Origin of the sequence: Rhodococcus koreensis (assembly GCF_900105905.1) — a bacterium.
GTDB lineage: Bacteria > Actinomycetota > Actinomycetes > Mycobacteriales > Mycobacteriaceae > Rhodococcus_F > Rhodococcus_F koreensis.
Window position 1 is genome coordinate 1,444,664 of sequence record NZ_FNSV01000005.1, and the last position, 20,803, is coordinate 1,465,466.

The following is a 20,803-nucleotide window of genomic DNA, read 5'->3' on the forward strand; positions in this document are numbered from 1 at the left end:
TCGTGTCGGGAATTCCCACCGGGCGGACGCACCCGTCCCACACCCCCGCGGTCCGCGGGGCCACCGAGTACTCCGCACCCGTCATTACGTTCGACCGGGTCACCGTCGCCTACGGACGCGGCAGGGGTGTCACCCACGCCCTCGTCGACTTCACCCTCCGCGTCGCCCGCGGTGAAACCGTGGCCCTCCTCGGACCGAGCGGTTCCGGAAAGTCGACCGCGCTGAAGGCCCTCGCCGGATTCGTCCGTCCCACTTCGGGTTCGGTGCGGCTCGGATCACGCGACGTCACCGGGCTTCCGCCTGCGAAACGGGGAATCGGTGTCGTCGTGCAGTCCTACGCGCTGTTCCCGCACATGAAGGTCGCCGACAACGTCGCGTTCGGGCTCCGCGCCCGGCGGGTACCGCGCGCGGAGATCGGCGCGCGAGTGACCGAGGCCCTCGAGATGGTCGGCATGGCCGCCTACGGCAAGCGCCTGCCCCGCGAACTGTCCGGCGGACAGCAGCAGCGGATCGCGATCGCCCGGGCTCTGGCGATCCGGCCCGCGGTCCTGCTGCTCGACGAACCACTCGCCGCCCTCGACGCGCAGTTGCGCGAGACCATGCTCGGCGAGCTCACCCGGTTGCGGGCGGCCCTGCCCGACACGGCGATGCTCTACGTCACCCACGACCAGGGCGAGGCGCTGGCGCTGGCCGACCGGATCGCCGTCATGCGCAACTCCCGGCTCGCGGACGTCGACACCGCCGAGAACCTGTGGAAGCGGCCGCCCAGCAGTTTCACCGCGGAATTCCTCGGCGGCGCCAACCTGTTGCCGTGCACCGTCACCCGGGTGATCGGAACGTCGGCGCGCGTGTCCATCGGCGGCGTCCCCGTCACCGCGACGGCCCCGCAACCCGACATCGGGCACGTCGCGTGGGAGTCGGACCTGCCCGCATTCTTGTGCGTCCGCCCGCACGCGGTCACGCTGACGGCGCCCGGCGCGAAGGGATCGTTCGCGGCGCGGATCGTCTCGACGGTGTGGCGCGGGTCGACCACACGGATCACCCTCACCGTCGACGAACTCGAGGGCGTGCAGGTGGACGCGGACGTCGCCGGTCACGACCAGCGCACACCGGGCGCCGTCGTCGGCGTCCAGTTCCCCTCCGACGGCAGCGTCCTGGTGCCGGCGGCATGACCGCGACACTCGAACGTCCGCCCACCGAGGCGGCCCCGCCCCGTCCCGAACCGGTCCGGTGGCGCGCCATCGCCTGGACACTCCCACCCCTGCTGCTCGTCCTCGGATTCGCCGTCTACCCGATGGCGCGGGTGCTCACCGAATCCCTCGACTCCGGCACCGGTTCCGGTCTGGACACCTGGTCCGGCGTCCTCGGCTCGGAACTGTTCCGCACGGCGCTGTGGCGGACGGTGCAGATCGCCGCCCTCTCGACGCTCGGCTGCCTGGTCCTGGGTACATTCCTCGCGCTGGTCCTGGCGTTCGTCCCGTTCGCGGGATCGACCGTCGTGGGCCGGCTGATCGACGCGGTGCTGTCGCTGCCGTCGTTCCTGATCACCCTCGCGTTCACCTTCCTCTACGGCACCGCCGGGGCGGTCAACGCACTGATCACGCGGATCACCGGCGACGCCGACGGGCCGCTGAACTTCGTCGGCACCCCACTCGGGGTGATCGCCGCCGAGATCACGTTCTTCACCCCGTTCGTCGTCCGCCCCCTGCTCGCCGCGTTCACCCAGATCCCCCGCGAACAACTCGACGTCGCCGCCAGTCTCGGGGCGTCGCCGCTGCGGGTGCTGCGGACCGTCGTGATGCCGGAGGCCTGGCCCGCGCTGCTGGCCGGTGGCTCGCTGGTGCTGCTGCTCACCCTCAACGAGTTCGGCATCGTCCTGTTCACGGGCGCCAAGGACGTGGTGACACTGCCCGTCCTGATCTACACACGCGGCATCGTCACATTCGACCTGCCCGGCGCGGCCGTGATCGCCACGGTCCAGGTGGCGTTGTCGCTGGCCCTGTACTGCACGTACCGAATTCTGTTCGCGACACTGACGGGAGGCAGCCGTGCTGCTGTGGACGACAAGAGCTAGGGCGCTGGCCCTGAGCCTGTTCGGCCTCGTGGTGACCGTCGTCTTCGCAGCACCGATCGCCACCGTGGTCGCCGCGGGCCTCGCCGGATCCTGGACGGGTCCACTGCCCTCGGACCTCGGTGGCCGGAACTTGGCGGTGGCACTGTCCGACGAGAATCTCGCCGGCCTCACCGTCAGCCTGCAGACGGCGTTCATCGCGGGTGCACTGGCACTCGCGGTCGGGACGTGGGCGGCACTGGCGGCGCGGGAGGCGCCGGCGTGGTTGCGCCGCGTCACCGACGCCGTCTTCCACCTGCCGATCGCGATCCCGTCCGTCGCGATCGGTCTCGGTCTGCTGATCGCGTTCAACTCGCGGCCGCTGCTGCTCGGCGGAACCAAGTGGATCGTGATCCTGGCGCACACCATCCTCGTGCTGGCGTTCACGTTCAGCGCCGTCTCGGCGGCACTGGACCGGCTCGATCCCGCGTACCGGCAGGCCGCCGAATCCCTCGGCGCCGGCCCCGCCCGCGTCCTGCTGCGGATCACTCTGCCGCTGCTGCTCCCGGCCCTCGGTGCCGCGGCCGGCCTGTCGATCGCACTGTCGATGGGCGAACTGGGCGCGACCGTGATGGTGTACCCGGCGACCTGGAAGACGTTGCCGGTGAGCATCTTCGGTCTCACCGACCGCGGCCGGGTGTTCCTCGCCGCGGCCGACACCACCCTGCTCCTGACGGTCACCCTGCTCGCCCTGCTGGTCGTCGGCCGCCTCCGCAGGCGCTGACGCACCCGTGCGTGGTTAACGAGTCCTGACACTCCTCAACCGCGCACGGGCGGCGGAGCCGCCTACTTCTGGCGGAGCAGGTACCGCTGCACCTTGCCGCTGGGGGTCTTCGGCAGGCTCGGGACGAAGTGCACGGTGCGCGGGTAGGCGTGCGCGGCGAACTTCTTCTTCACCAGCGTCTGCAGTTCGACCTCCAGTTCGCCGGTCCCGTCGATGCCGTCGCGCAGGACGACGAACGCCTCGAGCACCTCACCGCGCAGTTCGTCGGGCATCCCGACGACCGCGGCCTCGACGACGTGGTCGTGCATGACGAGCACGCTCTCGACGTCGAACGGCCCGATCCGGTAGCCGGCCATGATGATCACGTCGTCGTCGCGGGCGGAGAAGAAGTAGAAGCCGTCCTCGTCGGTCTGGCCGGCGTCGCCGGTGAGGTACCAGCGCCCGTCGGCGGTGAACCGCTGCGCGGTCTTCTCCGGTGCGTCTACGTAGCCGGTGAACCACATCAGCGGGCTGCCCAGGGTGTCGATGGCGACCCGCCCCGGGGTGCGCGGCGGGGCGACGGCGTCGGAATCGTCCTCGAGGACGGCACACGCCCACCCCGGCAAGGGTTTGCCCATGGAGCCCTCGCGCACCTCGTCCCGCAGCCCGTCGGCCCAGGCGTTGGCGATGAACATGCCGTGTTCGGTCTGGCCGTAGTGGTCGCGGACGAACACGTTCAGGTTGGCCTCGGCCCACGAGATCACGTCGGGGGTGAGGGGTTCACCCGCCGACGACGCGCGCCGCAGTTTCACCGTCTCGGGGATCGGAGTGGGATCGGCCCGCAAGCTGCGGTAGACCGTGGGCGCGGCAGCGAAGTTGGTGACGCCGAACCGCTCCATCACCTGCCAGGTGAGGGGTGCGGAGAACCCGGCGTGCAGCAGGATGCTGCGTGTGCCCGCGGCAAGGGGCCCGAGCAGCGCGTAGTACAGGCCGTACGCCCAGCCGGGGTCGGCGGCGTTCCAGAACACATCGTCCTTGCGGACGTCGAGGCCGAACTCCTGGTAGGCGTGGAACGACGCGAGTGCGCGCAGGGGCACCGGAACGCCCTTCGGGGTCCCGGTCGTGCCACTGGTGAACAACTGGACGAGGGGTCCCGCGCCGCCGACCGTGACAGCCGCGCCCTTCACATCCGCCGCGTCGCGCGACTCCACGAGCGTCGCGAAATCGAGAGCGCCGGAGCCGCCGCCCACGACGACGACCTGCCACGGCGCATCCGCGGGAATGTCTTCCCCGGGCGCCAGCTTCTCGACCTGATTGGCGTCGGAGACGACGACCTTCGCGCCGCTGGCACCGAGCCGGAACGCGATCGCCGGCGGCGCGAACGCGGTGAACAGGGGGACGTGGACGGCGCCCCGGCGCCAGATCCCGAGCAGTGCGACCACCAGTTCCGCCGACTTGCCCATCAGCGTCGCGACGTGGTCACCCGGCTCCACCCCGAGGTCCGCCAGTGCGGCGGCGAAGCGTGACGACTGCTCGCGCAGGTAGCCGTAGGTGAGGTCCGTCGACGACAGGTCGGCTTCGACGACGGTGAACGCCACGTCGTCGGCGGGGTGTCGATCACACAGCAGTTCCGCGGCGGACGCCGTCGGCGTGTCGTACTGGTCCAGCAGTTCACGCACGCGTGCGGCGGGATCGGTGGTCATGCGGTACTCCTCGTGTTCTCATGGCCAGGTAAAGAGGTCGGGCCGTCGCCCGAACCCACTACGGTTATGATCTAGCTCACAGACCGCTGTGACTACCCCCGGAAAGGGGTGACGACTTGGTTGCTCGTGCACCGTCGCTGCTGCGCCCTCGGGACGGGGACGCACTACGTGGTGAGCTGCGCGCCATCGCAGCTCACGGCGTTGCGCCGGTCCTGTTCGCCGGCGAGGTCCAGGACGACACACTCCACCTCAGCGAGTTCGTCGGCACCCGCACCAACAACCTCAAGGGGCTCGCCATCCCGGCGCGGTCCGGACTGGGCGGGCGCGTGGTCGCCCAGCGCACACCCGCGTCGGTCAACGACTACGGCAGAGCCTCGACCATCACGCACCACTACGACCGGCCCGTCCTCAGTGAGGGACTCCGGTCCATCCTGGCAGTGCCCGTCATGGTGCACGGCAGTTCGCGCGCGGTGCTGTACGCCGCCATCCGTGATTGCGCGCCGATCGGCGACCGCACCGCGGACATCGTCGTCGCGGCGTCGCGACGCCTCGGTACCGAGATCGCCATCCGGGACGAGGTCGATCGCCGCCTCGAGATGATGAAGACGCTCGAGGGCAACGGCGCAGGTGGCGCCACCACCGAGGAACTCCGGGACATCCACGCGGAACTGCGGAGTGTCGCGCAGACCGTCACCGACACCTCGCTGCAGGCCCGACTCCGCGGGCTGTCGCAGAGGCTGGCCGGGATCCTGCGGCCGGACGCCGGTGGCGCCGACGAGGACCCCGGCGTCCACCTCACTCCACGTGAGATCGACGTCCTGTCCCACGTCGCCCTGGGGTGCACCAACAGTGAAGCGGCCCAGCGACTCTCGGTCGGGCCCGAGACGGTGAAGAGTTATCTGCGCAGCGCCATGAGCAAGCTCGACGCACGGTCGCGGCACGAGGCGGTGGTGACCGCGCGCAGGCTCGGGCTGCTCCCCTAGCGAACGCGTCTCCTCGAACGAGGGACGCAGGCGGTAGCGAAAGGCGGTGGGTGATGGGATCGACAACGGACGCCACGAATTCGAACACCCCGGGTTCGAACTCGCCCGAACAACCGAGCCTCAAGCGGGTCATGGGCCCGGGTCTGCTCCTGTTGTTCATCGTCGGCGACATCCTCGGCACCGGCATCTACGCGCTCACCGGCAAGGTGGCCAATCAGGTCGGGGGCGCGGTGTGGCTGCCGTTCCTGGTGGCGTTCGTCGTCGCGATCATCACCGCGTTCAGTTACCTGGAGTTGGTCACGAAGTACCCGAAGGCCGCCGGCGCCGCGCTGTACACGCACAAGGCGTTCGGGGTGCACTTCCTCACGTACATGGTCGCGTTCGCCGTGATGTGCTCGGGAATCACGTCCGCGTCGACGGCGTCGCGGGCGTTCGCAGCCAATTTCGTCGAGGCGTTCCACCTCGACTTCTCCACCGGGATCGGCATCACCCTGCTCGGTCTCGGATTCATGACGCTGGTGGGTCTCGTCAACTTCCGCGGGGTCAGCGAGAGCGTCAAGACCAACGTCGTGCTCACCTGCGTCGAACTGTCCGGACTCCTGATCATCATCATGATCGGGTTGTGGGCCCTCGGCGTCGGCGACGGCGACTTCTCGCGGGTCACCACGTTCGACACGGGCGACCGATCCGCGCTCGGCGCGGTCGTCGCAGGGACCGCCCTCGCGTTCTTCGCGATGGTCGGGTTCGAGGACTCGGTCAACATGGCCGAGGAATGCAAGGAACCGAGCCGCATCTTCCCGAAGGTCCTGCTGACCGGTCTCATCATCACCGGCTGCATCTACGTGTTCGTGTCGGTCACCGCGATCGCGCTGGTGCCGGTGAGCGAACTCGGCGAGGGCGACACTCCGCTGCTGAAGGTCGTTCAGGCCGGGGCGCCCGCCTTCCCGATCGGGATCTTCGCGTTCATCACCATGTTCGCCGTCGCCAACACGGCGCTGATCAACATGCTGATGGCGAGCCGGCTGCTGTACGGCATGAGCCGGGAGGGCGTCCTGCCACCCCCGCTCGGCCGCGTGCACTCCACGAGGCGCACCCCGTACGTGGCGATCGTCTTCACGACGCTCCTCGCGTTCGGCCTCATCACGTTCGTCGGTGAGGTCCCCGAACTGGGCGGCACGACGGCGCTGCTGCTGCTGGGCGTGTTCACCATCGTCAATATCACCGTGCTCGTCCTGCGCAGGCAACCGGTGGAGCACAAGCATTTCCGGGTACCGACCATCCTGCCGATCATCGGCGCCCTCACGTGCGGCTTCCTCGTCACACCTTTCGCCGACCGCCCCGCGGTGCAGTACCAGATCGCGGGCATCCTCCTCGGAATCGGTGTCGTGCTGTGGGCCGGGACCGTCGTCGTGAACAAGAGGCTCGGCAAGGGCGGGCCCGAGATCGACCCCGAGAAACTCGCCGAGCACGAGTGACACGGCAGTACTGGTTTCGCTTCCGCGACCGGCCGTTCGCCGCTCAGCACAGCGAGAGGAACAGTTCGACCGACCCGTCCGGATGATGCACCTCCAGATCCTCGGTGAACGCGCGTTCGATCCGGCCGCGCGCCGCCGCGTAGTCCGCGACGCTCCACGTCTCGGCGAGCGCGTCCGGTTCCGATTCGTCCTCGCACCGGAATCGGGCGAAATAGCCGGAACGAACGCCGACCAGGACGTCGCCGGGCTCCATCTTGTCGGTCGAATCGCACGGGTACCCGACGACGACCGTGAACGTGCGCGGCGGCGGGGATGCCGCGTAGACGACGAAGATCTCGGAGATCCCCCGATCCCTGATCCGCTCCACGGTGAAGTCGACGAGTTCCCGGCCCTGCCCGGGACGTCCGGGTTTTCCTTCGGGGATGGTCAGGCCCACGAACGATTCGGCCTGCCTCTTGACGATCTCGATCATCACTTCTCACCTGTTGCATTCGACGGTCCGGCGGACTCGTCCACGCGGATAGGGATGTACAGGTCGACGGCGTAGGCGTGCGGATACGCCTCGAGGTCGCCGGTGTACGTCCGCTCGATGTCGCCGTGCGCCTCCGCCTCGCTGACCTGCGCCCACAGCCGCAACATGACGTCCGGGAACATGCCCCGCGAGGAGAACTTCGCGTACGTGCCGGGCGGGATCCGCGAAATGACGTGGCCCCGCGTGGCGTCGTCGACCGTCGCGCACTCGTACCCGACGATCTGGGTGTAATACGACTCGACGTCGGGCGCGAAGTCGATGTAGGTGGACGCGAGCGGCCCGCCGACCTCGTGGTGGAGCACCCTCGTCCAGGCGCGGTCGAGACGAGGGTCGCTCAGCTGTCCCAACGCCCGCCGGGGGCTGCGCACGGGGAGCCCGGCCACGAGGGTTTCGCCGCGCTCGATGATCTCGAATGACATGTCAGATCGCGTCCTCGAGCACGTGTGCGTCGCGAACGCCGACGCAGGGCACCCCTCGAGCCCGCGCCAGCTGCATCGCCATCGCATCGGATGGCGAACAGAGTCCGTCCAGAACGTCCTCGGTCGCGATCGCGCAGACGACGTCACCCTCACATTCGGTGATCGATTCGACTCCACGGTCGGAAGCCCACTGCCGCAACGCAACCCACCGCGTCAGCTCGGTGCCGGCGCCCGGGCGCCCGACGAACAACACCCGCCGGGTGCGGTTCGCTGTCTCCACGCAATTCACTTCTGCACTGATGGTCATGGTCCGACTTCCTGTCCACGTTGGCTTTTCGATCCCGGCTGTGCGGGTTCTTCATTCTGCAACCAACTATGGACGGCGCCGACGGTGACGTCTGTCCACCGATCAGCCCCCGAACAGGATGAAATCCGCGTCCCCCGATCGGTGGACAGCTGCCGGGTCAGTACCCCTCGGGCAGGGCGGCGAACATGTCGCGGGTGACGGCGACGGCGTTGTCGGAACTGCCGCCGCGCACCACCAGTGTCGCGAACGCCAGGTCGCCGCGGTATCCGACGAACCAGGCGTGCGAGCCGCCCTCGACCTCGGCCTCACCGGTCTTGCCGTACACCTCGCCCTGATCTTCGATCCGCTCGGCGGTACCGCTCGTCACCACGAGGCGCATCATTCCGCGCAGCCCGTCGACCATCTCCGGGCTGATCGGCGGATGCTCCCCGTCGATCTTGGTTTCCCGACCCGCGATCAACCGCGGCACCGGCGTCGTACCGTGCGCGATGGTCGCCGCGGCCAACGCCATCCCGAACGGACTGACCACCACCTTGCCCTGACCGAACCCGTCTTCGGTCCGCTGCACCAGGTCGTCGGCGGGCGGCACCGAACCCGAGTCGGTGGGCAGGCCGACCACGTCGTAGTCGGGCCCGATTCCGTACTGCGATGCCGCGACCGTCAGTGCGTCGGGCCGCATCTCGCTGGCAAGTTTCGCGAACGACGTGTTGCACGAACGGGCGAACGCCGTTGCCATGGGCACGGTGCCGAGCGCGAATTCGTTGTAGTTCGGGACGCTGCGTTCACCGATCTCGATGCGTCCGGGACACGGCACCATCGTGTCGGGTGTCGCGATGCCCGAGGAGATCGCGGCGCCGGCGGTGATGATCTTGAACGTCGAACCGGGCGGATAGAGGCCGGTGAGCGCAACCGGTCCGTCCTTGTCCGCCGCCTTGTTCTGCGCGACGGCCAGCACGTCGCCGGTCGACGGCTGGATGACGACCATCATGGTCTGGTCGGTGCGGGCATTGACGGCGTTCTGCGCGGCGATCTGGATGGGACGGTCCAGGCTGATCGAGAACGACGGGGAGGTCTGCGGCGCCGTCTCGGTGAGCACGTCCGTGTCCACCCCGTTCTGGTTGACGGTGACCACGCTCCAGCCGGCCTTGCCGTCGACTTCGTCGATCACGGTCTTCTTGACCTGGCCGACCAGATCCGGTGCGAAGTTCCGGTCGGTGGCGACGAGGTCCGCCTCGTCGGACACGCTCACCCCGGGAATGGCGCCGAGCACACCGGCGACCTGTTCGTAATCGTCCGACCGCAACCGGGTGACGAGGTAGTCGCCCTTGACCGCCGTCGCCGATTCGGCGATCGACTGCGCGGTGAGCGTGTTGTCGAACGTGACGAGCGTCGACGCGAGGGACTGGGCGCTGCCGATTACGTTGCCCGACTGCGCCGCATCGAACTTCACGCGGTACACCACGCCCGGGACGAGGACATCCGAACCGGAATGCTCGTTGACCCGCGCCCGGGGGGCTGCGGTGGACCGCAGCGACATCGTCTGCCGGTCCCCCAGCCGGGGATGGACGTTCGTGGAACTCCACCGCACGGCCCAGTCGCCGCCGCGCCGCCCCATCTGCAGTTCACCCGAATACGTCCAGACCCGGTTCTTCGGCAGATGCCATTCGTACGTGTACCCGACGGTGGCCGTGTCACCGCTGACGTCGACGTCCGTCGTCCGGGCGTCGAGCGACTCGGCCTGCAGCGACGTCCACGCGGACTCGAGGGCCTGGCGGGCCACGTCCGGGCGATCCGACAGGTCGGCGGCCTGCTCCGAATCCTGCTCGGCGAACGCCGTCAGAAAGGCCTGCGCCGCCGGTTCCGGACCGTCCGGTCTCGGCGTGCACGCGGCGAGACCCGCCGTCAGCACAGCGGCGCCGCAGAGGGCGATCGACTGGACGACGCGGGAGCGAGAGTGTGGCCGCAGATTCATCGCCGCCCATGCTATGTCGGCGGACACCGCCGACACGGTAGGCGGGCCAGCGCGTCAGTCCAGGAGAATTGTGGCGAACGTCGCGACCTGCCTGAAGCCGATGCGTGCGTACGCGCTGCGGGCCACCGTGTTGAAACTGTTGACATAGAGACTGGCGATGCGGCCCTCCGCGATGACGGCCTCCGCGACCGTCGCGGTGCCCGCCGCGCCGAACCCGTGCCCGCGGTACATCGGGTGCACCCAGACGCCCTGGATCTGCCCGACCCGCGCGGACACCGAACCGACCTCGGCCTTGAACACCACCTGATCGTCCTCGAATCTCGCCCACGCCCGGCCTGCGGCGATGAGATTGGCGACGCGGCGCCGGTACCCTCGACCGCCGTCGTTGGCGCGGGGGTCGATGCCGACCTCCTCGATGAACATCGCGACCGCGGCAGGCAGGTACTGCTCGAGTTCGTGCATCCGCACCTGCCGGACCAACGGATCCGGGCGGCATTGCGGCGTACTCGCCAGCGCCAGCAGCGGCTGATCGGGCCGGACCTCGCGGGCGGGCCCCCAATCCAGCTCGAGCATCTCCCACAACGGCAACGTCAACTCGGCCCGCCCGACCAGCGACGAGCACATGCGCGGCGTGCGACAGGCGCGGTCGGCGAACGCCCGCATGTCGTCGATGCTGCCCCGCAACGGCACGAAATTCGCGCCGGAGAAGCACAACGATTCGAGCGGCCCGCCCCGACTCCACAACTCTCCGTGGATCATCCGGGGATCGATACCGCCCTCTTCCACGCGAGCGGCAACCATGCAGGCGGCGACAGGATCGGCGTCGAGAACGCGGAGCACGTGTGCTGCGTCCCGACTGCTCAACTGTTTGGCACCGAGGAGCTTGAGCATCTACCCAACCTTGTCAGCTAGTGGACCTGCCCACCAGATTGCCACGAACTCGCCGGAAACGGGAGACGTTTCGTCGCCCGCTGCGGGCGCCGGGTCAGCTGACCGTCACGACGGGAGATCCGGACGTCGCGTCGCCCTCCATCTCCTCGGCGATCCGCATCGCTTCCTCGATCAACGTTTCGACGATCTGCGCCTCCGGCACCGTCTTGATGACCTTGCCCTTGACGAAGATCTGGCCCTTGCCGTTGCCGGAGGCGACGCCCAGATCGGCCTCGCGGGCCTCACCGGGACCGTTGACGACGCACCCCATGACGGCCACGCGCAGCGGGATCTCCATGCCCTCCAGTCCGGCGGTCACCTCGTCGGCCAACGTGTACACGTCGACCTGGGCGCGCCCGCACGACGGGCAGGACACGATCTCGAGCTTCCTGGGCCGCAGGTTCAGCGACTGCAGGATCTGCGTGCCGACCTTGATCTCCTCGGCGGGCGGGGCGGACAGCGACACCCGGATGGTGTCGCCGATGCCGTCGGCCAGCAGCGCGCCGAACGCCACCGCCGACTTGATCGTGCCCTGGAACGCGGGACCGGCCTCGGTCACACCCAGGTGCAGCGGGTAGTCGCACTGCGCCGCCAGCTGCCGGTAGGCCTCGACCATGATCACCGGGTCGTTGTGCTTCACCGAGATCTTGATGTCGCCGAACCCGTGTTCCTCGAACAGTCCCGCCTCCCACAGCGCGGACTCGACGAGCGCCTCCGGCGTGGCCTTGCCGTACTTCTGCATCAGCCGCGGGTCGAGGGATCCGGCGTTGACGCCGATCCGGATCGGGATGCCGGCGTCGCCTGCCGCCTTCGCGACCTCCTTGACTCGTCCGTCGAACTCCTTGATGTTGCCGGGGTTCACGCGGACGGCCGCACAGCCGGCCTCGATCGCGGCGAAGATGTACCGCGGCTGGAAGTGGATGTCGGCGATGACCGGGATCTGGCTCTTCTTCGCGATGGTCGCGAGCGCGTCGGCGTCCTCCTGCCGCGGGCAGGCGACGCGCACGATGTCGCAACCGGATGCCGTGAGTTCGGCGATCTGCTGCAGCGTGGCGTTGACGTCGTGCGTCTTGGTGGTGCACATCGACTGCACGGATACCGGGAAGTCGCTGCCGACACCGACAGATCCGACCTGGAGCTGGCGAGTCTTGCGGCGAGGTGCGAGAACGGCGGCCGGGCCTTCGGGCATACCCAATCCGACAGGGCTGGTCACGTGGGTGCCTTCTTTCGTAGCTTCAAGTCCGAGTTTAGCGTTGACGTCCTCTCGGCCGTGAACGACCGAGATTCTCCTCGGGACTCGCGTCCCGAGGTTCCTGTTTCACCGACAGTCGCCTCCCCACACCTTAGGTGCGGGGTGGTCTCACACCGTCTCCGCAGGCTGCCACCGCCAGTCCGACGGCCAAAATGTTCCTTGCCGCGTTCACATCCCGATCGTGGACGGCGCCGCATCGGCATGTCCACTCCCGCACGTTCAGCGGCATCGCCCCGGCGATCTCCCCGCACACCGAGCAGGTCTTCGACGACGGACAGAACCGGTCGATCGCCACCACCCGCCGCCCGTACCAGTCGGCCTTGTACTCGAGCATCGACCGGAACTCCGACCACCCCGCATCCGAGATCGCCCGAGACAACGACCGATTCTTGACCATGTTCCGCACACTCAGATCCTCGATGGCGATCACTTGGTTTTCGCGCACCAGCCGAGTGGAGAGTGTGTGCAGATAATCGCGCCGCCGATCGGCGATCCGACCATGAATCTTCGCGACCTTCAGTCGGGCCTTGGCCCGGTTCCGGGACCCTTTCTGCTTCTTGGCCAGCACCCGTTGCGCCTTCGCCAACCGCGCACGGTCCGTGCGCTCGTGGCGCGGGTTGGTGATCTTCTCCCCCGTCGAGAGCGTGTAGAGGCTGGTGATCCCGGCGTCGAGCCCGACCACCCGATCGGCCGGCTCGAGTTCGGCGATCGTGTCCTCGACGAGGATCGAAATGTGGTACTGACCGCGAGCGTTGCGCGACACCGTCACCTGCGACGGCACGGCCCCCTCCGGTAGCGGCCTCGACCACCGAATGTCCAGGGGTTCGGTCTGCTTGGCCAACCGGATCTGCCCGCCGCGGCAGGTGAAGCAGTTCGAGTAGTAGGTCGCCGAATCCTTCGACCGCCCCTTCCTCTTGAACTGCGGGTAGCCGGTCTGCGTGCGCCAGAACCTCTCGAACGCGCCCTGCAACTGCCGCAGCGATTCCTGCAACGGCCCCTTCGACGGCTCCGCCAACCACTCCGTCTCGGGGTCCCGCTTCCATCCCGTGAGCATCTTCGAGGTATCCGCATAGGTCACCCGACGCTGCTCCTGCGACCACGCCCGCGACCGCTCGGCCAACGCCCGGTTGTAGACATACCGGGTGCACCCGAACGTCCGGGCGAGTTGTTCCGCCTGCACCGCAGTCGGATAGAAACGGTACTTGAACGCCCGCTTCACCACCCTCCCCGCCATGCCCCAGACACTAGCCCCACGGTCCGACAAAACCAGATCGGCCATCCCGGACCACAAGGACCGGGATAGCGCCGAAAGGCCCAGCGATCACTGGAAGAGCTTGATCGGGTTGACGATGTCGGCGGTCAGCGTGAGGAGCATGTATGCGCCGCCTATGACGATCACCACATAGGTGACGGGCAGGAGCTTCATGTAGTCGACGGGTCCGCCGCGCGGAAGCCCGCGCCTGATGCGGAACCAGTCCCGGACCCGTTCGTAGACGGTGACCGCCATGTGCCCGCCGTCGAGCGGCAGCAGCGGAAGCAGGTTGAACATTCCGAGGAAGAAGTTCAGGCTCGCCAGCAGCAGCACGAATGCTTCCCAGATGCCCTGTTCGGCGATCTGACCGCCGATGACGCTCGCGCCGTACACCGAGATCGGGGTCTCCGGGTCGCGTTCGCCGCCGGTGACCGCGTGCCACAGGTCGACGGCCTTGCTCGGCATCTGCACCATCCGCTCGGCGGTCATCACGAACATGTCGCCGGTGAACTCGAACGAGGCAGGAACCGCGGAGAGGGCCGAGTGCTCGACGACGCTCGGGGTCGCGCCGATGCCGATCGCACCGACCGTCGCCTCGTGCGGTTCGGTCTCGCCCTTCTCCTGGACCCAGCGCTGCACCTGCTGGACCGGGACGACGATCGTCTGTTCCTCGCCGTCCCGCTCGACCGTGAAGTCGACCGGACCGGACAGCGAACGGGTCGCGGCGGCCACGTCGGCGAACGTCGGCGTGTCCTTGCCGTCGACCGCGGTGATGACGTCGCCGGTCCTGATGCCCGCCTGCTCGGCGGGGCCCGGGCCGGTGCACTCGGACAGGGCGAAGTCGGGGCCGGGCCCCTGGGTCGGCGCCGCACACCCGACCGACCCGACGACCGCGTCGGTGGACCGGTTCAGATCGGGCAGGCCCCAGCCGACGGCGAGGACGTACACCAGCACGAGGCCGAGGACGAAGTTCATGCCGATGCCGCCGGACATCACCGCGAGGCGCTTCCAGGTGGGCTTCTTGTACATGGCCCGGTCTTCTTCGTCCGGTTCGAGTTCGTCCAGCGCCGTCATCCCGGCGATGTCGCAGAACCCGCCGAGCGGGAGCGCCTTGAGCCCGTACTCGGTCTCACCGCGGCGGAAGGAGAAGACCTTGGGTCCGAAGCCGATGAAGTACCGGCGGACCTTCATGCCGGTGGCCTGCGCCACCCACATGTGCCCCGCTTCGTGAAGTGCGATCGACAACGCGATCCCGAGGGCGAAGAGAACAACGCCCACTGCGAACACCATGCAGTTCTAGCCTTCCTGCTTCACGAGCTGACGTGCTCGCTCACGTGCCCAGCCGTCGGCGGCCAGTACGTCTTCCACGGTAGCCGGTGGCGCCGACCACTCGTCCGCCTCGGACAGCACGGAGGCGACGGTGCGGACGATGCGCGGGAACCGGATGATCCCGTCCAAGAATGCCTGAGCGGCGACCTCGTTCGCAGCGTTGTAGACGGCGGTGAGGCATCCCCCACCCTTGCCCGCCTCGCGGGCGAGGTCGACGGCGGGGAAAACCTGCGAGTCGAGTGGCTCGAACTCCCAGGTGGACGCGGTGCTGAAGTCGCAGGCCGCGGCGGCGCCCGCCACCCGGTGCGGCCAGCCGAGGGCCAGCGCGATCGGGAGCTTCATGTCCGGTGGGCTGGCCTGCGCGAGCGTCGAGCCGTCGGTGAACGTGACCATCGAGTGCACGATGGACTGCGGGTGCACGGTGACGTCGATCCGGTCGTAGTCGACGCCGAACAGCAGGTGGGTCTCGATCAGTTCGAGCCCCTTGTTGACGAGGGTCGCCGAGTTCAGCGTGTTCATCGGCCCCATCGACCACGTGGGGTGGGCGCCGGCCTGCTCGGGTGTCACCGATTCCAGCCGGTCGGCCGTCCAGCCGCGGAACGGTCCGCCGGAGGCGGTGAGGACCAGGCGGTCCACCTCGTCCGCGCTGCCGCCGCGCAGGCACTGGGCCAGCGCCGAATGCTCGGAGTCGACCGGCACGATCTGTCCCGGCGCCGCGGCCGCCGTCACGAGTGGCCCGCCTGCGACGAGCGACTCCTTGTTGGCCAGGGCGAGCCGCGCACCGGACTCGAGCGCGGCCAGTGTCGGCTCCAGGCCCAGCGAACCGACCAGTGCGTTGAGCACGACGTCCGCTTCCGTGGTGCGCACGAGTTCGGTGACGGCGCCGGATCCGCTCAGCACCCCGGGCAGATCCAGCGCTGCGGCCGCGCCCGGATCCGCGACTGCGACGGACGACACACCCGTCTCGCGAATCTGCCGGGCCAGCAGTTCGACGTTTCCGCCACCGGCTGCGAGCCCCACCACCGTGAACTTGTCCGGGTTGGCGGCCACCACCTCCAACGCCTGGGTGCCGATCGAACCTGTGCTGCCGAGCAGCAGGACGCGAGTGGGCCTGTTTTCATCCACCTGCCCATTGTTCCTGATCGAATGCGGACCGCCCGCCATGGATGGCCCCACTACATACGACGGGCAGTCGTATGTCACGATATGTCGAGTAGCGCAACCGAATCTGCAGGAGGATCGATCGTGGCCGGTACCCAGTTGGAGCCCTCGTCCAGCGACCCCATCGTGGCCGCACACATCGACACCGCGGAGGTCCCGTCGGCGGCATGGGGCTGGAGCGGTGAGGCGCCGAAGACGTTCCGGTTCTTCGGATGGTTCTTCGCCGTGTTCCTGCTGCTCATGATCATCGGAAACCACAGGGGTTTCGTCGAGGACCTGTGGCTGATCGGCTGCGCGGCCGTGATGTTCTTCATCCTCATTCGTGACATCGTCCTGCGGCGCAAACCCCGGTAATACCGAACCACGAACGAAACCCCTCGCCCCGATCACTCGGGGACGAGGGGTTTCGTCGTATGGGCCTGCGTGACGAAATACTCAGTTCTCGGCGGCGAGCTGGCCGCAGGCGGCGGCGATCTCCTGGCCGCGGGTGTCCCGCACCGTGCAGGACACACCCTGTGCCAGCACGCGCCGGACGAATTCCTTCTCCACCGGCTTCGGGCTCGCGTCCCACTCACTGCCCGGTGTGGGGTTCAGCGGGATCAGATTCACGTGCACCAGCGGTCCGAGCGCCTTGCGCAGTTTCTTGCCCAGCAGGTCGGCGCGCCACGGCTGATCGTTCACGTCCCGGATCAGCGCGTACTCGATGGAGACCCGGCGACCGGACTTGTCCGCGTAGTAGCGGGCGGCGTCGAGGACCTCCGCCACCGACCAGCGGTTGTTCACGGGGACCAGGGTGTCGCGCAGTTCGTCGTCCGGGGTGTGCAGGGACACGGCGAGCGTCACGCTGAGGTCCTCGTCCGCGAGCTTGCGGATCGCGGGCGCCAACCCCACCGTCGACACCGTCACCGAGCGTTGCGACAACCCGAGGCCGTCGGGGGCGGGCGAGGTGATGCGGCGGACGGCGGCGACCACGCGCTTGTAGTTGGCGAGCGGCTCCCCCATGCCCATGAACACGACGTTCGACAACCGGCCCGGACCGCCGTGGACGTCACCGTCGCGCAGGGCGGCCGCGGCGGCACGCACCTGGTCGACGATCTCGGCGGTCGACAGGTTGCGTTGCAGCCCGCCCTGACCGGTCGCGCAGAACGGGCACGCCATTCCGCACCCGGCCTGACTGGAGATGCACAGCGTCGCGCGGTCGGGGTAGCGCATGAGGACGCTTTCCAGCAGCGTCCCGTCGTTCGCCTTCCAGAGCGTCTTGCGGGTGTCGCCCCCGTCGCAGGCCAGGTGCTTGACGGGGGTGAGCAGCGTCGGGAACAGCGCCGCGCCCACCTGTTCGCGCACGGCGGCCGGGAGGTCGGTCATCTTCTCCGGATCCGCCTCGAGCCGCGCGTAGTACTGCCGGGCCAGCTGGTCGGCCCGGAACCCGGGCAGTCCCAGCTCCTTGACGGCCTCCCGCCGCTCGGTGGAGTCGAGGTCCGCGAGATGCTTGGGGGGCATCCCACGCCGGGGCGCGGTGAAAACGAGGGGAAGCGAGACAGCCATAGTTTCTCCATTGTCCCATTGATTCGGGGGTCGTTGTCGTGCGGATGCCTGATCGACGTTGTTTCGCCGCCCGATGCGCATGCGGAACCCGCCCAGGTGGGTGAAGATCAACTCATGTCGACAACACCGGACGACCCTTCGAACTTCCCACCGGACGTCCCGGCCGGTCGTGGTCCCGGTACCGGAGCGGCGCCCACGGACCCGACACAGCCCGACACGTCACCGGCAGGCACCGAGCATCCCGACGTCGCCCGCCGCAAGGGCATCAAGCACACGCGGGTGGGTGCCACCTGGACCGGCCTGGTGATCGGAATCGTCGTTCTGGTACTGCTTCTCGTGTTCATTCTGCAGAACCTCGACAGCGTGACCCTCGAACTGTTCGGCTGGGATTTCACGCTCCCGCTGGGCGTCACTCTGCTGTTCGCGGCGATTGCGGGCGCGGTGATCATGGCCCTCGCGGGCGGTGTCCGCATCATCCAGATCCGGCGGGCGGCGAACCGGCAGCGGCGCCTGAACAGTAATTTCTAACTGAACAATAGTTACGCAAGTGGATTGCGCCGCCGCCTTGCGAGCAGAATTACTGTCGTGGATATCACCGGAACGGCACGACTGTGAAGGCCGACATGGAGACGACTGTGGCACCGCGCATCGCGGCTGAACAAGCACGATCCTGGCTGCTGGTTCCCGCCGGCAAACCCGAGGGTTTCGAGGCGGCACACACCAGCGCCGCCGACGCGGTGATCCTCGACCTCGAGGACGCCGTCACTCCCGACCGCAAACCCCGGGCCCGGGCCGACGTGGTCGCCTGGCTCGGCGAGAACCGCCGCGCGTGGGTGCGGATCAACGACGCCACCACGCCCTACTGGGCGGACGACCTGGCAGCCTTGCACGGTGTGCCCGGACTCGAGGGCGTCATGCTCGCCAAGACCGAGAGCGGGATGCAGGTCGACGCGACCGCCGAGCGACTCCCCGAGGGCACGAAGGTGCTCGCTCTCGTCGAATCCGCGATGGGGCTCGAGGCCGCACCCGAGATCGCCCGGACGGAGGCCACCTTCCGCCTGGCGTTCGGCAGCGGCGACTTCCGTCGCGACACCGGCATGGACGACTCACCGCTGGCGATGGCGTATCCCCGCTCCCGGCTGACGGTCGCCAGCCGGGCCGCCCGGATCGCACCGCCGATCGACGGCCCCACCCTCGGCACCGACATCGACGCGCTGATCCGCGCGTCGGCGCTCACCCTGTCGATGGGGATGACCGGGAAGCTGTGCATGACCATCGCGCAGACGGCTCCGGTCAACGACGCACTGAGTCCGTCCCCGGCCGAGGCCGAATGGGCACGCGACGTGATCGCGGACCTCGGCGAGGACGGTTCCCGGGTGCGGGACGGCAGCGACCTCCCCAGGCTGGCGAAGGCCAAGAAGATCAACGCGCTCGCCAAGCTCTTCCACATCGCACCGCGGTAACGACACCGGTCAGAGCAATTCCAGCCCGGCGGGCTTTCGGCGGACGTGCACGCGGTAGCGCACGTCGAGAGCCACGCCGGGGGTCTGCGCGAATGCCGTGGACGCCGTCTTCTTGGTGAACTCGATGCCGAGGACTGCGCGCAGCGCTTCCCGGTTCGGGAAGCGCCATCGTGTCTCCACTCGGGCCAGGTCGAACCCCTGCGCTGCGAAGAAGGCCTCCACGGCCGCCGGGTGGTAGTGCGGCAGGTCGGCTCGCATCCATTCCCCGTAGGGATGGGCCGTCGCGTCGAGATCGACGACGACCAGTGCGCCGCCCGGGCGCAGCACCCGCATCGCCTCACGAATTCCACGGCCGCAGCCCGGTCCGAAGAAATACGCGGTCCGCGCGTGCACGACGTCGACGGACGCATCGCACAGGGGTATGCCCTCCGCGGAGCCGTCGAGCACGCGGACGTTCGGCAGGTGCCCCACGCGGGCGCGGGCCCGTTCCAGCAGCGGCGGATGGGGTTCGATGCCGTAGACCGTGGCCGCGGACTCCGCGAAGACCGGGAGATGGAAACCGGAGCCGCAGCCCACGTCGGCGACGACGCCGCCCGTCCAGTCCACGGCCCCGCGCAGGTGCCGGAAGATCGCACCGTCCACGTCCTGGGCACGGTTCTCCACCTCGTACCACTCCGGCCAGTGCCAGATGTTCGGGCTGGGAATGGTCACGACAGCGCGGTCACACGAGGACCGTGAGCACCAGCCACGTCACGAACGCCGACGGCAGCAGGGAATCGAGACGGTCCATGATCCCACCGTGCCCGGGAAGCAGAGTGCCCATGTCCTTGATCTGCAGCTCGCGCTTGACCTGGGATTCGATGAGATCGCCGAGCGTGGCGGTGACCACCAGCACGACACCGAGGAGCACACCGATCATCGAGTTCTCGTCGAGGATCAGCGTGACCGTCAGCAGGCTTCCGATCACGCAGAACAGCAGCGAGCCGAAGAACCCTTCCCACGACTTCTTGGGGCTGATCGCCGGCACCATCGGATGCTTGCCGAACAGCACACCCGCCGCATAACCACCGACGTCGGAGCAGACCACGCCGATCATCAGGCACAACACTCGCCCGGCGCCGTCGTCCTGCAGCACCATCAGCACGGCGAACGACGCCAGCAACGGAATCCAGGACGCCACGAACACGGTGATCGCGGTGTCCCGGAGGAAGTTCTGCGGTGTCGCCTTCAACCCGTGGTCGAACAGGCGCCAGACCATGCAGACCAGCACCGTGCCCGCGAAGGCGCTGAGCACTCCGACCGGGCCGAACGGCCACCCGAGCCACAGGATCGCCTGCCCTCCGGCGATCAGCGGGATCCGGGGGGCGCTGATGCCGGCCTCGCGGAGCCGCTTCGTGACCTCCCACGTGGCGACGGCCATCGCGACCGCGACCACCCCGATCCACACGAGGGGCACGTAGACGAGGATCAGGATGAGCGCGACGCCGAGCCCGACGCCGACGCCGATCGCCGCGGGGAGGTTACGCCCGGCCTTGGACTTCGCGGCCGTGGCCGGTTCCGGCGCGGGCTTCCCCTCGGAGACCGGTCCCGAGGGGTCGCCCTCGGAGATGGGTCCCCCTGGGGTCCCGTGTTCTGCTGGCACGGTCACTGTCCCCGATCCACTCCTC

Annotated in this window: 21 protein-coding genes; 8 read left to right on the forward strand and 13 right to left on the reverse strand. The window is 68.5% G+C overall.

Going from position 1 to position 20,803, the window contains the following annotated elements; genetic code table 11:
- The first annotated feature begins 2 nt into the window (after window positions 1–2).
- From BLV94_RS11435 to BLV94_RS11445, 3 genes are read left to right on the forward strand one after another with little or no spacing between them, the layout of a single operon-like run.
- On the forward strand, window positions 3–1,172 hold the full coding sequence (locus BLV94_RS11435) for an ABC transporter ATP-binding protein (protein ID WP_072937838.1): 1,170 nt from the start codon (window positions 3–5) through the stop codon (window positions 1,170–1,172).
- Window positions 1,169–2,074 (forward strand): 2-aminoethylphosphonate ABC transporter permease subunit, encoded by a 906-nt coding sequence (locus tag BLV94_RS11440; protein ID WP_072937837.1) that lies wholly within the window; start codon window positions 1,169–1,171, stop codon window positions 2,072–2,074. The genes BLV94_RS11435 and BLV94_RS11440 overlap by 4 nt, the downstream gene beginning before the upstream one ends.
- Complete coding sequence (locus BLV94_RS11445; RefSeq protein WP_072937836.1) at window positions 2,049–2,834, forward strand: ABC transporter permease; 786 nt, start codon at window positions 2,049–2,051, stop codon at window positions 2,832–2,834. The genes BLV94_RS11440 and BLV94_RS11445 overlap by 26 nt, the downstream gene beginning before the upstream one ends.
- 62 nt (window positions 2,835–2,896) lie before the next feature.
- Here the strand turns inward: BLV94_RS11445 and BLV94_RS11450 are convergent, their stop codons facing one another.
- On the reverse strand, window positions 2,897–4,516 hold the full coding sequence (locus BLV94_RS11450) for an AMP-binding protein (protein WP_072937835.1): 1,620 nt from the start codon (window positions 4,514–4,516) through the stop codon (window positions 2,897–2,899).
- Window positions 4,517–4,632: 116 nt separating this feature from the next.
- Between BLV94_RS11450 and BLV94_RS11455 the strand changes: the two genes are divergently transcribed.
- Together BLV94_RS11455 and BLV94_RS11460 are read left to right on the forward strand one after the other, a co-directional pair.
- The gene (locus tag BLV94_RS11455) at window positions 4,633–5,499 is read left to right on the forward strand and encodes a helix-turn-helix transcriptional regulator (protein WP_072937834.1); all 867 of its coding nucleotides are present in this window, start codon (window positions 4,633–4,635) and stop codon (window positions 5,497–5,499) included.
- Window positions 5,500–5,552: 53 nt separating this feature from the next.
- Entirely contained in the window at window positions 5,553–6,974 is a 1,422-nt protein-coding gene (locus BLV94_RS11460; protein WP_072937833.1) for an APC family permease, read from the forward strand.
- A 43-nt stretch (window positions 6,975–7,017) separates the two neighbouring features.
- On the opposite strand, the gene BLV94_RS11465 is transcribed toward BLV94_RS11460, so the two are convergent.
- The 9 genes from BLV94_RS11465 to dxr form a co-directional block, all read right to left on the reverse strand.
- Window positions 7,018–7,446, reverse strand: a complete 429-nt coding sequence (locus tag BLV94_RS11465) for a hypothetical protein (protein WP_072937832.1) — start codon at window positions 7,444–7,446, stop codon at window positions 7,018–7,020.
- Window positions 7,446–7,925, reverse strand: a complete 480-nt coding sequence (locus tag BLV94_RS11470; RefSeq protein WP_072937831.1) for a GyrI-like domain-containing protein — start codon at window positions 7,923–7,925, stop codon at window positions 7,446–7,448. The genes BLV94_RS11465 and BLV94_RS11470 overlap by 1 nt, the downstream gene beginning before the upstream one ends.
- Window position 7,926: 1 nt before the next feature.
- On the reverse strand, window positions 7,927–8,232 hold the full coding sequence (locus BLV94_RS11475; protein WP_072937830.1) for a hypothetical protein: 306 nt from the start codon (window positions 8,230–8,232) through the stop codon (window positions 7,927–7,929).
- Between the two features lie 157 nt (window positions 8,233–8,389).
- The gene (locus BLV94_RS11480) at window positions 8,390–10,204 is read right to left on the reverse strand and encodes a penicillin-binding transpeptidase domain-containing protein (protein ID WP_208613738.1); all 1,815 of its coding nucleotides are present in this window, start codon (window positions 10,202–10,204) and stop codon (window positions 8,390–8,392) included.
- A 54-nt stretch (window positions 10,205–10,258) separates the two neighbouring features.
- A complete protein-coding gene (locus BLV94_RS11485) occupies window positions 10,259–11,095 on the reverse strand; it encodes a GNAT family N-acetyltransferase (RefSeq protein WP_015890310.1) in 837 nt (278 codons plus the stop codon).
- Window positions 11,096–11,189: 94 nt separating this feature from the next.
- Window positions 11,190–12,347, reverse strand: a complete 1,158-nt coding sequence (gene ispG, locus BLV94_RS11490; RefSeq protein WP_072937829.1) for a flavodoxin-dependent (E)-4-hydroxy-3-methylbut-2-enyl-diphosphate synthase — start codon at window positions 12,345–12,347, stop codon at window positions 11,190–11,192.
- Window positions 12,348–12,477: 130 nt separating this feature from the next.
- Complete coding sequence (locus BLV94_RS11495) at window positions 12,478–13,620, reverse strand: RNA-guided endonuclease InsQ/TnpB family protein (RefSeq protein WP_072937828.1); 1,143 nt, start codon at window positions 13,618–13,620, stop codon at window positions 12,478–12,480.
- An 87-nt stretch (window positions 13,621–13,707) separates the two neighbouring features.
- On the reverse strand, window positions 13,708–14,928 hold the full coding sequence (locus tag BLV94_RS11500) for a M50 family metallopeptidase (RefSeq protein WP_072937827.1): 1,221 nt from the start codon (window positions 14,926–14,928) through the stop codon (window positions 13,708–13,710).
- A 6-nt stretch (window positions 14,929–14,934) separates the two neighbouring features.
- On the reverse strand, window positions 14,935–16,131 hold the full coding sequence (gene dxr, locus BLV94_RS11505; RefSeq protein ID WP_371851538.1) for a 1-deoxy-D-xylulose-5-phosphate reductoisomerase: 1,197 nt from the start codon (window positions 16,129–16,131) through the stop codon (window positions 14,935–14,937).
- Window positions 16,132–16,212: 81 nt separating this feature from the next.
- Here dxr and BLV94_RS11510 point away from each other — a divergent pair, with 81 nt between their 5' ends.
- Window positions 16,213–16,482, forward strand: a complete 270-nt coding sequence (locus BLV94_RS11510; protein WP_072937825.1) for a DUF2631 domain-containing protein — start codon at window positions 16,213–16,215, stop codon at window positions 16,480–16,482.
- 81 nt (window positions 16,483–16,563) lie between these two features.
- On the opposite strand, the gene rlmN is transcribed toward BLV94_RS11510, so the two are convergent.
- Complete coding sequence (gene rlmN, locus BLV94_RS11515) at window positions 16,564–17,673, reverse strand: dual-specificity RNA methyltransferase RlmN (protein ID WP_095860763.1); 1,110 nt, start codon at window positions 17,671–17,673, stop codon at window positions 16,564–16,566.
- A 114-nt stretch (window positions 17,674–17,787) separates the two neighbouring features.
- Between rlmN and BLV94_RS11520 the strand changes: the two genes are divergently transcribed.
- Together BLV94_RS11520 and BLV94_RS11525 are read left to right on the forward strand one after the other, a co-directional pair.
- Window positions 17,788–18,201 (forward strand): LapA family protein, encoded by a 414-nt coding sequence (locus BLV94_RS11520; protein ID WP_072937824.1) that lies wholly within the window; start codon window positions 17,788–17,790, stop codon window positions 18,199–18,201.
- A gap of 83 nt (window positions 18,202–18,284) precedes the next feature.
- A complete protein-coding gene (locus BLV94_RS11525; protein ID WP_174705456.1) occupies window positions 18,285–19,136 on the forward strand; it encodes an HpcH/HpaI aldolase/citrate lyase family protein in 852 nt (283 codons plus the stop codon).
- Window positions 19,137–19,145: 9 nt separating this feature from the next.
- On the opposite strand, the gene BLV94_RS11530 is transcribed toward BLV94_RS11525, so the two are convergent.
- Both BLV94_RS11530 and BLV94_RS11535 read right to left on the reverse strand, forming a co-directional pair.
- Window positions 19,146–19,847: a class I SAM-dependent methyltransferase gene (locus BLV94_RS11530; RefSeq protein ID WP_072937823.1), complete on the reverse strand. Its 702-nt coding sequence runs from the start codon at window positions 19,845–19,847 to the stop codon at window positions 19,146–19,148.
- 10 nt (window positions 19,848–19,857) lie between these two features.
- Window positions 19,858–20,784 carry a phosphatidate cytidylyltransferase gene (locus BLV94_RS11535; protein ID WP_095860764.1) on the reverse strand — a complete coding sequence of 309 codons (927 nt, stop codon included), beginning with the start codon at window positions 20,782–20,784 and terminating at the stop codon, window positions 19,858–19,860.
- Window positions 20,785–20,803: the final 19 nt, after the last annotated feature.

What these genes read in the sequence shown, in the direction of transcription:
- BLV94_RS11440 (WP_072937837.1), top strand. Translation starts at nt 1,169, where the DNA reads ATGACCGCGACACTCGAACGTCCGCCCACCGAGGCGGCCCCGCCCCGT.
- BLV94_RS11450 (WP_072937835.1), bottom strand. Translation starts at nt 4,516, where the DNA reads ATGACCACCGATCCCGCCGCACGCGTGCGTGAACTGCTGGACCAGTAC.
- BLV94_RS11460 (WP_072937833.1), top strand. Translation starts at nt 5,553, where the DNA reads ATGGGATCGACAACGGACGCCACGAATTCGAACACCCCGGGTTCGAAC.
- BLV94_RS11465 (WP_072937832.1), bottom strand. Translation starts at nt 7,446, where the DNA reads ATGATCGAGATCGTCAAGAGGCAGGCCGAATCGTTCGTGGGCCTGACC.
- BLV94_RS11470 (WP_072937831.1), bottom strand. Translation starts at nt 7,925, where the DNA reads ATGTCATTCGAGATCATCGAGCGCGGCGAAACCCTCGTGGCCGGGCTC.
- BLV94_RS11475 (WP_072937830.1), bottom strand. Translation starts at nt 8,232, where the DNA reads ATGACCATCAGTGCAGAAGTGAATTGCGTGGAGACAGCGAACCGCACC.
- BLV94_RS11480 (WP_208613738.1), bottom strand. Translation starts at nt 10,204, where the DNA reads ATGAATCTGCGGCCACACTCTCGCTCCCGCGTCGTCCAGTCGATCGCC.
- BLV94_RS11485 (WP_015890310.1), bottom strand. Translation starts at nt 11,095, where the DNA reads ATGCTCAAGCTCCTCGGTGCCAAACAGTTGAGCAGTCGGGACGCAGCA.
- BLV94_RS11495 (WP_072937828.1), bottom strand. Translation starts at nt 13,620, where the DNA reads ATGGCGGGGAGGGTGGTGAAGCGGGCGTTCAAGTACCGTTTCTATCCG.
- BLV94_RS11500 (WP_072937827.1), bottom strand. Translation starts at nt 14,928, where the DNA reads ATGGTGTTCGCAGTGGGCGTTGTTCTCTTCGCCCTCGGGATCGCGTTG.
- dxr (WP_371851538.1), bottom strand. Translation starts at nt 16,131, where the DNA reads ATGGCGGGCGGTCCGCATTCGATCAGGAACAATGGGCAGGTGGATGAA.
- rlmN (WP_095860763.1), bottom strand. Translation starts at nt 17,673, where the DNA reads ATGGCTGTCTCGCTTCCCCTCGTTTTCACCGCGCCCCGGCGTGGGATG.
- BLV94_RS11520 (WP_072937824.1), top strand. Translation starts at nt 17,788, where the DNA reads ATGTCGACAACACCGGACGACCCTTCGAACTTCCCACCGGACGTCCCG.